This is a genomic window from Pedobacter glucosidilyticus (assembly GCF_002483235.1).
Taxonomy (GTDB): Bacteria; Bacteroidota; Bacteroidia; order Sphingobacteriales; family Sphingobacteriaceae; genus Pseudopedobacter; species Pseudopedobacter glucosidilyticum_B.
This window is the reverse complement of the sequence record NZ_DLHN01000001.1, coordinates 47,177-61,182: the sequence shown is the minus strand read 5'-3', so window position 1 is coordinate 61,182 and position 14,006 is coordinate 47,177. Positions and strand designations below refer to the sequence as shown.

Genomic DNA, 14,006 nt, shown 5'->3' with positions numbered 1-14,006 from the left:
TTAATTTTTGGAAGCATTTTTGTAACTATTCATTCATATATGGAATACCTTTTAGACGCAAAAGAGTTCTTTATTGCCCGAGGGGCAGATATTGTTCTCACCTTGATTAAAGCTTTACTACTTTTAATTATTGGCTGGCAAGTTGTTAAATTTTTATCCAGAACGTTTAAAAACATCATCATAAAAAAAGGGGTTGAGCCCTCTTTACAAGTATTTTTAAGTAGCCTGATTCATAACGCTCTGATCATTTTACTTATTTTAACGGTACTTTCTACTTTAGGTGTAGAAATGACATCTTTTATAGCCATACTTGGTGCGGCAGGCTTAGCGATAGGTTTAGCCCTACAAGGTAGTTTATCTAATTTTGCTGGCGGTATTTTAATTTTACTAATTAAACCCTTTAAAGTTACAGATGTAATTGAAGCACAAGGTGTTATTGGTTCGGTATCAGAAATACAAATTTTCCACACGGTATTAAAAACATTTGATAATAAAACAATTATCATCCCAAATGGACCACTTTATAACGATGTAATTATCAATTACACAACAGAAGCAAACCGTACTGTAGAGTGGATTTTTGGTATAGGCTATAATGATGATATAGACAAAGTTAAAAGTATTATCAAAGAGGTTATTTTTACTGATAAAAGAGTCATCAATAAAGACAACCCTTACATTTATGTCGGCGCTTTGGCAGATAATTCTGTAAATCTTAAAGTTAGAGCTGTGGTAGAAAACAATTTATATTGGGATGTTTACCAAGATAAATTAGAAGAAATTAAGAAAGCATTTGATAAAGAGGGCATTACCATACCGTTTCCACAAAGGGATTTATATTTGCACCATATTAACAAAACCAATTCTTGATTACAACATTTTGTTTCTTTTGAGTAACCAAGCTTGCAGGGTATGAAAATAACCTTGAGTTAGGCTTATATCAAGATAGTCAATTTTATATTGACCGCATTTTAATGCCATTTCTTTCCGGAAATGTTGCATCTTTTGCTGATAAATTTCTGCATAATCTTTAGGGTTAAGCTTAAATTCTTCACCAGTTTCAACATCAATAAAATGGTGTGGTCTGTTATCAAAATCGAAATTTAATTCATGTTTATCATCTGCAACATTAAAAATTACAACCTCATGCTTATTATATTTTAGATGTTGCAAAGCAGCAAATATGCGGTCTAGATCCTCTTCATGTAGGAAATTTTCGAACAAATCTGAAAATAAAACTACCATAGAACGCTTCGGTATTTGATCTGCAATAACATGTAAATTTTTAACCAACTGCGTTTTTTTTGGGGTAGTTTTTTGTTGCAGGTATTTCTCTAACTCGTGATAAATATATTTTTGATGCACAGGAGTAGATTTTGCTGGAGTATGCAGTTCTATATCCTCAGCAAAAACAGTTAATCCAAAAGCATCTCTTTGTCTTTTTAATAAGTTGATGATACAAGCAGCAGACATAACCGAAAACTGAAACTTATTTATACCTTGCTGAGGGTAATACATAGAAGATGAGACATCAATTAAAATATGACAACGGAGGTTAGTTTCTTCTTCAAACTTCTTGGTAAAATATCTATCAGTTCTAGCAAACAACTTCCAATCAATATTCTTAACAGAATCTCCGGCATTGTAAAGCCTATGTTCGGCAAATTCTACAGAAAAACCATGAAAAGGGCTTTTATGTAACCCTGTTACAAAACCTTCTACAACCTGGTTAGCTAAAATTTCTAGGTTACCAAAAGTTAATAAATCTTGTTGTTTAATCTCTTGAATTGCCATCTTTAAAACTAGTGCTTTTATCTAAAATAAGCGTTAATTTTCAGGATATATTTTAACATCACCTTTCAAAAAAATCAGCCTCAAACAAGTGGATAATTTTCATTTAAAAAATCATACATAAAAAACTGAAAATCAAATATTTAATACCAAAAATTAAACTACCTTTTATTTATCCACATTATCAATAAAATTCGGTTAAAAAAGCTTATTTTTGATTTATTACTAATTTAAATCATGAGCGAAGAAAAAGAAGACAAGTCAAATTATTCGGCAGATAATATACAGGTATTAGAAGGTTTAGAAGCGGTACGTAAGCGCCCGGCAATGTATATTGGTGATACAGGTTTTAAAGGATTACATCACCTTGTTTATGAAGTAGTTGATAACTCTATTGATGAAGCTTTAGCAGGATATTGTTCTGATATCTTTGTTACCATCCATAAAGATAATTCCATCACTGTAAAAGATAATGGTAGAGGTATACCTACTGCAATGCATACGAAAGAGAAGAAATCGGCTCTTGAAGTTGTAATGACAGTTTTGCATGCAGGTGGTAAATTTGATAAAGATACTTACAAAGTTTCTGGCGGTTTACACGGAGTTGGGGTTAGTTGTGTTAACGCACTTTCTACCCATTTAAAAGCAGAAGTTCATCGTGATGGAAAAATCTTTGTACAAGAATATTCTTGCGGTAAACCCCAATATGACGTTAAAACTGTTGGCGAAACCAATATTACCGGAACGATAGTTACTTTTACTCCGGATGATAGCATTTTTACCCAAACTACCGAGTATAAGTTTGATACATTAGCAGGTAGATTAAGAGAACTAGCTTTCTTAAATAAAGGTATCAAACTTAACTTAACCGATGAAAGAGAAACAACCGATGATGGTTCTTTTTTATCAGAACACTTCTATAGCGAAGGTGGATTAAGAGAATTTGTACAATATTTGGATGAAACCCGTACTCCACTTATTCCAGAAGCAATTTACATTGAAGGAGAGAAAAACGGTATCCCTGTAGAACTTGCTTTTACTTATAATAATTCTTACAGTGAGAATGTACATTCTTACGTAAATAACATCAATACCATTGAGGGAGGTACACACGTAGCAGGTTTTAGAAGAGGCTTAACCCGTACTTTAAAATCTTATGCTGAGAAATCTGGTTTATTAAAAAATCTAAAAGTTGAAATAACTGGAGACGATTTTAGAGAGGGTTTAACTGCGGTTATCTCAGTAAAAGTACAAGAACCTCAGTTTGAAGGGCAAACTAAAACAAAACTAGGAAACAATGAAGTTACTGGTGCCGTTGACGTTGCTGTTGGTGAAGCTTTAGGTAACTTCTTAGAAGAAAATCCAAAGGAAGCTAAACTGATTGTAAACAAAGTTATTATCGCTGCTACAGCAAGGGCTGCTGCTCGTAAAGCCCGTGAAATGGTACAGCGAAAGAACGTAATGGGTGGTTCTGGTTTACCTGGTAAATTGGCCGATTGCGCCAATAAAGACCCTATGCTTTGCGAACTTTATCTAGTTGAGGGCGACTCTGCAGGTGGTACTGCAAAACAAGGTAGAGATAGAGATTTCCAAGCTATACTTCCGTTAAAAGGTAAAATCTTGAACGTTGAAAAAGCGATGGAGCATAAAATATACGAGAATGATGAGATTAAAAATATATTCACTGCTTTAGGTGTTAGTATTGGTACTCAGGATGATGATAAAGCTTTAAATATTGAAAAATTAAGATACCACAAAATCATCATCATGACGGATGCTGATATTGATGGTTCTCACATCACCACCCTGATTCTTACTTTCTTCTTTAGATACATGAAAACATTGATAGAGTTTGGAAATATTTATATTGCAGCACCTCCACTTTATCAAGTAAAAAAAGGTAAAGAATTTGAATATTGCTGGAATGATGCACAACGTGATGTAGCTATACAAAGATTAAAAGGAGCAGGTAAAGAAGATAGCGTACACGTACAACGTTACAAAGGTTTAGGAGAGATGAATGCTGAGCAACTTTGGGAAACTACCTTAAACCCAAAAACACGTACCTTAAAACAAGTAAGTATAGATAACGCTGCAGAAGCAGATCATATTTTTTCTATGTTGATGGGTGATGAAGTTGCCCCTCGTAGAGAGTTTATTGAAAAGAATGCAAAATATGCTAATATAGATTTGTAATTAAAACATATTAACATAAAAATAAAATCCCCGATTGCAGATATAAGCTAATCGGGGATTTTTTTATAATCACTATTTCTATAGCTAAGCATTTGCCAGTTCTACTTTCTTTTTATTTATCGGCTGAGGAACTTTTACATAATAACCAGTACCATCATAAGGGCGCTTACGCGGATGCTCTTTGCATGCTGTAGAGCAAGCACCGTCTAACTCCCATCCACATTCATCACATTGGGTAAAATGCTCATTACATTCTGGGTTGGCACAATTAATCATTTTAGGTGTGGTTTTACCACAATTTCTGCACTTTGAAACCACAACCGGGTTAACCGAGTTTACATCAACCGCTATACGGTTATCAAAAACATAACATTTACCTTCAAAATCTTTACCACCCGCTTCTTTGCCATATTTAATAATACCACCATGCAATTGATAAACATTCTTAAAACCCTCATGCAGTAATAAAGCAGACGCCTTTTCGCATTTAATGCCTCCAGTACAGTAGGTCAATATTTTTTTGTCTTTATATTGTGCAAGCTCGTTTATCATGGAAGGGAAATCCCTGAAATTATCAATATCTAGCGTAATAGCATTTTTAAATTTACCTAAGTTATGCTCATAGTTAGACCGAACATCTAAAATAACCACATCATCACGGTCTTTCATTTCCATGAATTCTTTTGGTTCTAAATGCTTTCCTGTTTTCTTTGTAGGATCTATAACTTGAGGGTCTTTTAAACCAGAATGCACAATTTCTGACTTATAACGGCAGTGCATCTTCATGAAAGAAGGTTCATCAACCTCATCAATCTTAAACTCTGTAGCATTAAAACGACCATCGGCATAAATATAATCCATGTAAGCTTTACATTGCTCACGTGTGCCTGATACAGTTCCGTTTAATCCTTCATCCGCAATGATAATTCTTCCGGTTAAACCTAAATCTTTACAAAATTTTAAATGATCTGCCGCGTACTGTTCCGCATCCTGGATGTGGCTATAACAGTAATAAAGAAGTGTTTGGTATGCTTTCATGATTCATTGATACTGCTGTAAACAGTGTTAAATGAGCTGCAAAGGTATATTTTTTTAGGGAGATTATAAAAATGATATACATCAAAAATAATAGCTATCTAGTACTTTAAAAAGAATATGCCAGCTTAAAGCCTTGGTTTAAACGACCGTTCTCTCCAAAAGAAATAGCATAATCTGCTCTTACTGTTAATCGGCTCAAGCCGATATAAAATTCATAATAACTACCTCTATCTGGGCTTCCTAAGTAAGCAGCCCCAGCCAATTCTTGAAGTTTCAATTTACGTAATAATGGTAATCTTCCAATAAATTTAGAGTTGAAATTATGCTCGTAATGGGCCTCAATAAATTGTTTATCAGTGCTATAAGCATAAAAATCAAGAAAGTGGAAACTTTTTAAATTACTATTGAATACCAAGGCATTATTACCCAAAAAATGTTTCCAATCAGGATAATAATTGGTTCTGTTATTCAAAAATTTACCGGTTGAAAAGGAAAAGGATGAGAAACCCCATAGACCTAAATCTAAGCGTTCTTGCTGTATCTCTAGTTCAACAAAATCATAATCGGTTTCAGAACCTAGTATATTTGGTATACCCTTGCGGTAAGAAAGAATTAGCCTAGGGTTTTTGGGTATCTGGTAAATTTTGATTCCCTCTTTAGTAATGTATTGATGATTAAAATTATAAATTAAAGAGCCTGAAAGCCTAAAAGTTGTATGGTCAGGAAATAGTTTACCGCCAATTATAGGATCAAAAGGGTTATTTGAGGTAAAGTTTCTTGTTTTAATATCTCTTAACGAATAATCATAATTATTAGAAACAGATATGTTTTTAGAAAGCTCAACACCTCCAGAGAAATAAAGACCATTTGTAATTTCTCGTCCGGATGATACACTTACATATTCTTTACGATATAATTTCAAGAAATTTTGCTCAAATAATAAAGTATTTAAAGAGTTATTTAAGGTGCTTAAAGTACCATTAGGATTCAAATCTCGATATGTACTTCCTAAACTTAAGTTTACAGCAGCCCTGTTCTTAGGGTCATAAAGCCAGGAAAAAGACAAGTCAGAATTAAGCTCATTATTCTTAAAACCGTATCTAATCTCGGGCCTAATTTGCCACGAGCTACCATTATAGGCGTATTTAATAAACTCAACACCGTATTTGATACCAGGCCCTTCTACCGTATTATAAAATAAAGAAGGTGCAACGGCATCCATATAAAAAGTATACCTTCTATAAGAGTTTTGAAACTTAAATCTGCTAAAAAGTAAAGGATATAACCTTTGTTTCAAGGTAAGTCTATCTAGAGAGTCGAGGTACTTTTTTTCTCCTTGACTATTTTTTAAACTATCATGTTTAAAACTAGCTTTTTGCTCTAAAGAACTAAGTGGAACAGTTCTTTTATTGACAACATAGTTGTTAGAGTTGCTATCTTGAGCCTGAATTTTAAGTACCTCTAAAGGAGCAAAAGTTTTGGCAAAAACCGTATTGTGCATATACCTGTAAGTAGCTACACAAGTGCCACTAAAATAAAAACCTGCTAAATTGCCTTGATAAGTTATTTTTGTTTCTGTAGGATAGTAAGTACTATCAATTTGCAGTAAGTTTTGTTCTATCTTAATTTGGTTAACAAAACTTATTCCTGCATTATTGCCAAGTGTTAAAAACAACTTACAAATTTGTTGAGTATTGATATTTATATGAATATAACCATTAAAGGTAGGTGAAAACCTATTTTTAGGAATAATTTTAATAATATCGATTTTTACGCCATTCTTATCTATTTCTGTTTTCTCTAATTCGTATTTATAAAATTTAAAAGCATTTTTAGCGATAGGAGAAATAAATTTTTTGGGTGTTAAAACTTCAAGTGTAATATAGTCTTTATTAAAATTTAGTTGTAAATCTGCTGCATGTTTAAATTCCCAGGTTCTATATTTTCCTAAAGTTTTGTACGCTTTAACATCTTCTTTTATTTCCCCAGTTTTAGAAAAATAAAGCTTTGAACTAGCTTCATAAAGCGATAAAATTTGCTCTTTATTTGATTCTAATTTCAGTAAAGAAGTTACTTTTTTTCCTAAAAACCTTTTGGGGGCTTTATTCAATACATGCGAATTTTTAAGATAAGCTTCGGCCTCTAGTGTGAGATAGCTATCAACTTTATTTCTTTCTATTACTTTTTTGATAATACTATCAGCCGTATTGGTAGCCTTCCATCTTGGATTAGAAAATCCACACAGGTTACTCAACACTAATAATAATATCAATGCACTACTCTTCATATTTAGCACAGCCAAACAATAATCAATCCGCAAAAGTGTTTTTATTAAATGGTTTTAAAGCCTTAAAGCTAAGTCTACACCACAGCATTCCTCACTACGCTGTACATGCTTAAATATAGCATAAACGCTCAAAAAAGAAAAGTCTTACAGTAAAAAACAAAATCATTTTCCTAACAAAAATTTAGTAAAAATATTAGGCCCAATTATTTTTACTAAATTTGTAACCTATGCAGTCTAAAATCAGTCAGTACACTAGTGAAATAGAGGTTTTTGAACCCAAAACAGCAGATGATCTTGAAAATTTCAGAATAAAATTTTTAGGTACAAAAGGTATTGTAAAAGACCTTTTTGAGGAGTTTAAAACCGTTTCTACAGAAGAGAAGCGTGTTTTAGGAAAAGTATTAAACCAGTTTAAGCAACTTGCAGAGGCCAAGTTTAATGATTTTAAAGATGCTTTTTCTACCCAAAAAGGTCAAAAAGACATCCCTAATGATTTAACGCTACCTGGTTTTGGTGTAGAAACTGGTGGCAGACATCCGCTTTCTTTAGTAAGGAAAGAGATGGTAGAGATTTTTAAAAGACTAGGTTTTATTGTTGCAGAAGGACCAGAAATTGAAGATGATTGGCATAACTTCTCGGCCCTAAACTTCCCAGAGGAGCATCCAGCCAGAGACATGCAGGATACTTTTTTTATCAAGAAAAATAGCGGACAAGATGATGTCGCTTTAAGAACACATACTTCATCAGTTCAGGTTCGTTTAATGGAAGCTGGTAAACCACCTTTTAGGGCGTTAATGCCAGGTAGAGTTTACAGAAATGAAGCGATATCTGCCAGAGCGCATTGCTTCTTCCATCAAGTAGAAGGCTTATATGTTGATGAAAATGTATCTTTTGCTGATTTAAAGCAAACTTTATACTACTTCGTACAAGAGCTTTATGGTGAGGGTACAAAAGTGCGTTTCCGTCCATCTTATTTCCCTTTTACAGAGCCATCAGCAGAAATGGATATTTCTTGTACCATTTGTAAAGGTGATGGTTGCCAAATGTGTAAACAAAGTGGTTGGGTAGAAATTTTGGGATGCGGTATGATTGATCCAAATGTATTAGAAAACGTTGGTATTGACAGTCAAAAATATTCTGGCTTTGCTTTCGGAATGGGTATCGAGCGTATTACCAATTTAAAATATCAAATCAGAGATTTACGTTTATTTTCTGAGAATGATATACGTTTCTTAAAACAATTCCAATCAGAAATTATTTAATGGAGCTTAAAAAATTAACAGCAATCGTAATAGTATTTTTTTTCTTAAATGCTTGTGGCAATAAAGAAAACTTGATTCCGGATGTGCCTGTTAATTATAACGGGTCTTTAATAGGTGGCGAATTAGAAGGTATCACAAGTCCGGGTAATGTTAGGATAGTTTCTAACACAGCGGTAGGTGTTGCTGGGTTAATTTTATACAATAATGCAGGAAATATAAGAGCCTATGACCGTTGCAGTACCGTTAACCCAGTACAAAAAAATGCAGTTATACCTATTGGAGGCAACTTAGCAGAAGATAAAGTGAGTGGTGCATTATTTAATTTACAAGATGGGTCGCCTGCTAAAGCACCTGCTACCATACCTTTAAAGAGATACAGAGTCTCTATAAATGGAAACCTCATATCGATTACAAACTAATGGAAATAGATAAAATCAAAGAAAGCATAAAGAAAGCCGCTCAAGATTTATTTCGCAAATACGGGTATCATAAAACTAGTGTTAACGAGATTGCCAAGAAAGCTAAAATTGCAAAAGCTACTATTTATAAGTATTTCGAGAGCAAGGAGCTTGTTTTACATGCTATTTTGATGGATTATCTTAAGATAAGTGTTAATGATGTGGTGCATCAAAACACTTCAGGAATATCAAAAGAAGAGCATCTTAAAAGCTTAATTTTAAAAGTTAGCAGACTATCCTATACTGTTTGTAATGAGTTTATTGGCTGGGATTTTATCCGGGAATCTACCAATTCTCAAGAATTTCTAAAAAAACTTTCAGACGAATTAGAAAATTTATTATATAACGAATTTATTGCTATTGAAGAGTTTAATGATGGTAATAACTATGCCGAGCGATTAAGATTTTTGATTAAAGCAAGTAAGAGTATCATCTTCTCTTTTGCTTTTACCTCTGTAAGCGATGCCGACGTACGTAAGAATTTCATTTCCTTCCAAAAGGAAATATTACCCTATTTGGTAAAAGCAGCTTTATAAAAAAACAAAACATCTAATTATGTTAACTATACCTTTTTCAGACTTCAAAGAAAATATTAAAAGATAATTAAATAAGATTTCTAAGAACTTTGAAGCGTTCATGATTGATGGAGATGAAAGTAATCAATCATGCCATTGAAAGCATATAATTCTTTATTAGCTACTACACACGAGTTAGGTTCAAAAGTTATGAGAAGCGCTTAGATTCTGCTGTTAAGAAAATTGAAAGAGGAATTTCAAAATCTAAATCAATAATTTCTAAAACTTAGGCTTTTTTACACAGATTAAACATAAAAATCCATAAAATTGTAAATCAAACCCAGCGATTATACAAATGGATAATTCCTTTTATCAATACATTTTTAACAAGCATCAGCAAACAGAAAATGTACCACCAAATTCTGATATAGCAAAATGGGCTATTAAGCTTATCAGCTTGTTATTTCCGCAGTACACTAACTTTTCTTTCGCTCAAGAAGCTGATGTTAAAGTATCGTTTGATAAGTTAGAAGCCGAGTTATTAAGTTTACTTAATGCAACACAAGCATGTAAAGAATGTAATAACGAGGAAATTGCTCAAACCTTCATCAGCAGTATTCCTAAGTTATATGAAACTTTACAAACAGATGTTTCTGCTATGTTAGCCGGAGACCCTGCTGCTAATAATGAATTTGAAGTGATTAGAACCTACCCGGGTTTTATTGCTATTGCCTTTTATAGGATTGCAAATGGCTTATTGAAATTAAAAACGCCGCTTATCCCACGTATTCTTACAGAATATGCGCATTCTAAAACAGGTATTGATATTCACCCAGGCGCAGAAATAGGCGATTATTTATACATAGACCACGGTACAGGAATTGTTATTGGTGAAACAGCCATCATTGGGAATCATGTTAAATTGTATCAAGGTATTACTTTAGGTGCTTTAAGTGTAGAAAAACACATGGCGGGTATCAAAAGACATCCAACCGTAGAAGACTATGTAGTGATTTACTCTGGCGCAACCATTTTAGGCGGCGAAACAATTATTGGTAAAAACAGTATCATTGGTGGTAATGTTTGGCTTACCAAGAGTGTTCCAGAAAACTCCATCGTCTACCATTTATCATCCGTACAAGTAGCAGAAAAAAGTAAGTCGAAGTTTTAGTTATGGCAGGCATTATAGATTTAGTTGGTAATACTCCTTTGGTAGAAATTCAACGTTTAAATCCTAACCCAAACGTTAAAATATATGCCAAATTAGAGGGTAATAACCCCGGAGGTAGCGTAAAAGACAGGGCTGCACTCAATATGATTAAAAGTGCGGTTGAGCGTGGCGATATTAAACCGGGTATGCGTTTGGTAGAAGCCACCAGCGGCAATACGGGTATTGCTTTAGCCATGATAGCTAGATTATTTGATATTGAAATTGAGTTGGTGATGCCTGCAAACTCTACCAGAGAGCGTACGCTAACCATGGAAGCTTTAGGTGCTAGAGTAGTTTTACTAGAGGATATAGAGAAGTGTAGAGATTATGCAGAGGAAAAAGGCGCTAGCGGTGATTATTTGCTTTTAAACCAGTTTGCAAACGCAGATAATTACTTAGCACATTATAAGACTACCGGGCCAGAAATTTGGAGAGATACTCACCATCAGGTTACGCATTTCGTGAGTTCTATGGGTACTACTGGAACTATCATGGGTACATCCATGTATCTTAAAGAACAAAACCCTGATATACAAATTGTAGGTTGTCAACCTACCGAAGGTTCTTCTATACCTGGTATCAGAAGATGGCCAGAAGCGTATCTGCCTAAAATATTTAATCCTGAAAGGGTAGATAGGGTGATAGATGTTTCTCAAGAAGATGCTACTTTAACCACTAGAAAATTAGCTAAAGTAGAAGGTATTTTTGCAGGAATGAGCTCTGGTGGTGCTTGCTATGCTGCTTTAAAGCTGGCTGCCGAGTTAGAATGTGGCACTATTGTGTTTATAGCTTGTGATAGAGGAGACCGTTATTTAAGTAGCGATTTATTTGGCTAATCAGTAAAAATATATTTGGTCTGGTTTTTGGAAGTGTAGTGTTAAATTAAAAACACATCACTATGAAAAAATCATTTTATTTAGCAACAGTGCTTGCAGCCGGGATTGCTTTGCAGGCATGTAATAATCAACAATCTAATCAAGATAGTGTTGATAGCGCAGAAGCCGTTAATGACTCTACACTTACTAACCAACAAGACGACCCCGCAGAATTTATGGTAGAAGCTGCTAGCGGAGGTATGATGGAGGTAGAACTAGGTAAATTAGCTCAAGCTAATGCCAATCATCCACGTGTTAAAAGCTTTGCGCAAATGATGGTTAATGACCATTCTGCTGCTAACACAGAGCTGATGACTTTGGCCCAATCTAAAAACATTACGCTTCCGCAAACTATGGGAGAAGATCATCAAAAAATGATTGATGATTTAAAAAACAAAAAAGGTGTTGATTTTGATAAAGCTTACATGAACATGATGGTTGATGACCATAAAGATGACGTAGAACTTTTTGAAGAAGCCACAACAAGTAAAGATGTAGAAGTAAGCGCTTTTGCAGGTAAAATTCTACCTAAATTAAAGATACATTTAGACTCGGCACAAGTTATACACGATGCCGTAAAACAGAAATAATTTTAAAATTTTATAAAAGCTGTCTGAAAATACACAGGCAGCTTTTTTTATTTCAGAATAAAACATATACCATTTTGGTTTTTGGTATAAAAATTACTATTTTAGAGCATATATATTTAATTAGCCATGAAAAAAGAACTCTTAGATTTTTCTTTATTGATAGATGAGCACTTTGAAATAGCCGATGAGCCACAAATAAGCTGGTTTGCTTTTTTATTAGCTTTATTTAAGTAGTTGAAGCTTACTTTTAGTAATTTTTACAACTTAATGTAGTAAATTAATTTCAGTAAAAGTTATTAATCATGTATAATAATGTCCTTTAAACTAATCAAACACAACTGTTTTGTTATCTAAAACAAAAACTCTATCATCAAAAACTAGCTGAATAGCTTTAATTAAAACAGCTTTTTCTATTTCTTTTCCGGCTTTAACCATGTCTGCCACGCTAAATGTATGGTTTACTGGGATGGTTTGTTGCGCAATAATTGGCCCTTCATCCAATTGGTTGGTTACAAAATGCGCTGTAGCACCTATCAATTTTACACCTCTGTTAAAAGCTTGTCTGTATGGGCTAGCACCTATAAAAGCAGGTAAAAAAGAATGATGAATATTGATGATACGATCTGGAAAATCAGCTATAAAACTTGGTGATAGGATGCGCATGAATTTAGCCAAAATCAGATAATCAAAATGGTATTGATAAATTTGTTGTTTAATTTCTTCCTCAAAAACTGATTTATCTTTTCCTTCATGATTAATGAAATGAAACGGGATCTCGAACCTTTGGCAAATATTTTCTAAATCCGGATGATTGCCAACAACTGCTTCAACATTTGCACCTAATGTTTTGAAATGATTTCTGATGAGGATATCACTTAAACAATGATATTCTTTGGTTACTAATAAAACAACTTTTTTAATGGGATTTGGATTAACCTTTATACTTGCATCCTCTGGAAGTACAACTTTTAAAGCGTCATGTAAATCAGACGCATGCTCGTGAGCATCAACTACCAGGCGAGCAAAAAAAACACTAGCTGTGGTATCTACAAACTCTCTCATGGATAAGATATTGATGCCATGCTTAGCCAACACACCTGATATCAAAGCAACTAATCCTATTTTATCTTTACACTGAATAACTATAACCATACAGTAAAATTAAGTTTCGAAAATAGCGAATATCTTCTAACAACTTATATTAAAAATATCTTGCTTAAGATTAATTCTTATCAACTTTAATACTTAAGTGATAAGAATTTGAAGTGATGGATTGGTGTTTGAAAATCTATAACTTTTTAGCGTATAGATAACCTAAATCTTTTAATTTTAAAGCGTTCAAGTGTAATTAATCTCTTCTTACCTTTCCGATATTTACACCTGCAGATTGGTTATAGTTATGTATTTTATAGAACATTAAATCTGCTATGCTGATAGCTTTCTTTTTTGCTTCATTAGCAATGGGGCCTTCAAAAAATTGGTCTACTGTTTCCATAAAAATATTTTTCCAACTATTAAAAGCTTCGTGGTTTAAAGGTATTTTCTCGTTTAATCTGAAATGAGCATCCATAGGGTTACCCGTATACCCCACCTCTCCTAATAAAGTAGAAGCCCAAAACTTATACATAATAGGTAAATGATGTTGCCAGTTAACCTTAGCCACATCGTTAAAAATGTGTCCTAGTTGTGGGTCTTTTACGGCATTATCATAAAAGGTATCTACCAGTAGTTGAATATCATCTATACTTGCTATATCTTTTTTCATTTTTTCCTATTTCAAACAA

The 14,006-nt window shown here is 33.5% G+C and carries 13 protein-coding genes; 8 read left to right on the top strand and 5 right to left on the bottom strand.

Annotated elements, in window-relative coordinates:
• Positions 1–39 precede the first annotated feature (39 nt).
• The gene (locus B2745_RS00305; RefSeq protein WP_304062180.1) at positions 40–870 is read left to right on the top strand and encodes a mechanosensitive ion channel family protein; all 831 of its coding nucleotides are present in this window, start codon (positions 40–42) and stop codon (positions 868–870) included.
• Here B2745_RS00305 and B2745_RS00300 read toward each other — a convergent pair whose 3' ends face one another.
• Positions 871–1,794, bottom strand: a complete 924-nt coding sequence (locus tag B2745_RS00300) for a DUF58 domain-containing protein (protein WP_304062177.1) — start codon at positions 1,792–1,794, stop codon at positions 871–873.
• Positions 1,795–2,028: 234 nt separating this feature from the next.
• Between B2745_RS00300 and gyrB the strand changes: the two genes are divergently transcribed.
• Entirely contained in the window at positions 2,029–3,987 is a 1,959-nt protein-coding gene (gene gyrB, locus B2745_RS00295; protein ID WP_304062175.1) for a DNA topoisomerase (ATP-hydrolyzing) subunit B, read from the top strand.
• An 84-nt stretch (positions 3,988–4,071) separates the two neighbouring features.
• Here gyrB and B2745_RS00290 read toward each other — a convergent pair whose 3' ends face one another.
• Both B2745_RS00290 and B2745_RS00285 read right to left on the bottom strand, forming a co-directional pair.
• Positions 4,072–5,025: a rhodanese-related sulfurtransferase gene (locus tag B2745_RS00290; RefSeq protein ID WP_304062173.1), complete on the bottom strand. Its 954-nt coding sequence runs from the start codon at positions 5,023–5,025 to the stop codon at positions 4,072–4,074.
• 106 nt (positions 5,026–5,131) lie between these two features.
• On the bottom strand, positions 5,132–7,312 hold the full coding sequence (locus tag B2745_RS00285) for a DUF5686 family protein (RefSeq protein WP_304062169.1): 2,181 nt from the start codon (positions 7,310–7,312) through the stop codon (positions 5,132–5,134).
• 227 nt (positions 7,313–7,539) lie between these two features.
• On the opposite strand from B2745_RS00285, the gene pheS reads away from it, so the two are divergent.
• From pheS to B2745_RS00255, 6 genes are all read left to right on the top strand, one after another.
• Positions 7,540–8,574, top strand: a complete 1,035-nt coding sequence (pheS, locus tag B2745_RS00280; protein ID WP_304062166.1) for a phenylalanine--tRNA ligase subunit alpha — start codon at positions 7,540–7,542, stop codon at positions 8,572–8,574.
• A complete protein-coding gene (locus B2745_RS00275; RefSeq protein ID WP_036692376.1) occupies positions 8,574–8,993 on the top strand; it encodes a Rieske (2Fe-2S) protein in 420 nt (139 codons plus the stop codon). Before pheS ends, B2745_RS00275 begins: the two co-directional genes overlap by 1 nt.
• Entirely contained in the window at positions 8,993–9,568 is a 576-nt protein-coding gene (locus B2745_RS00270) for a TetR/AcrR family transcriptional regulator (protein WP_026903979.1), read from the top strand. The genes B2745_RS00275 and B2745_RS00270 overlap by 1 nt, the downstream gene beginning before the upstream one ends.
• Positions 9,569–9,902: 334 nt before the next feature.
• Positions 9,903–10,718: a serine O-acetyltransferase EpsC gene (gene epsC / locus B2745_RS00265; protein WP_304062163.1), complete on the top strand. Its 816-nt coding sequence runs from the start codon at positions 9,903–9,905 to the stop codon at positions 10,716–10,718.
• Between the two features lie 2 nt (positions 10,719–10,720).
• Entirely contained in the window at positions 10,721–11,593 is an 873-nt protein-coding gene (cysM, locus tag B2745_RS00260) for a cysteine synthase CysM (protein ID WP_304062160.1), read from the top strand.
• A gap of 62 nt (positions 11,594–11,655) precedes the next feature.
• The gene (locus B2745_RS00255) at positions 11,656–12,222 is read left to right on the top strand and encodes a DUF4142 domain-containing protein (RefSeq protein ID WP_304062157.1); all 567 of its coding nucleotides are present in this window, start codon (positions 11,656–11,658) and stop codon (positions 12,220–12,222) included.
• Between the two features lie 324 nt (positions 12,223–12,546).
• Here B2745_RS00255 and purU read toward each other — a convergent pair whose 3' ends face one another.
• Together purU and B2745_RS00245 are read right to left on the bottom strand one after the other, a co-directional pair.
• The gene (gene purU / locus B2745_RS00250) at positions 12,547–13,374 is read right to left on the bottom strand and encodes a formyltetrahydrofolate deformylase (RefSeq protein WP_304062154.1); all 828 of its coding nucleotides are present in this window, start codon (positions 13,372–13,374) and stop codon (positions 12,547–12,549) included.
• Positions 13,375–13,570: 196 nt separating this feature from the next.
• Entirely contained in the window at positions 13,571–13,987 is a 417-nt protein-coding gene (locus tag B2745_RS00245; protein ID WP_304062151.1) for a group III truncated hemoglobin, read from the bottom strand.
• Positions 13,988–14,006 lie beyond the last annotated feature (19 nt).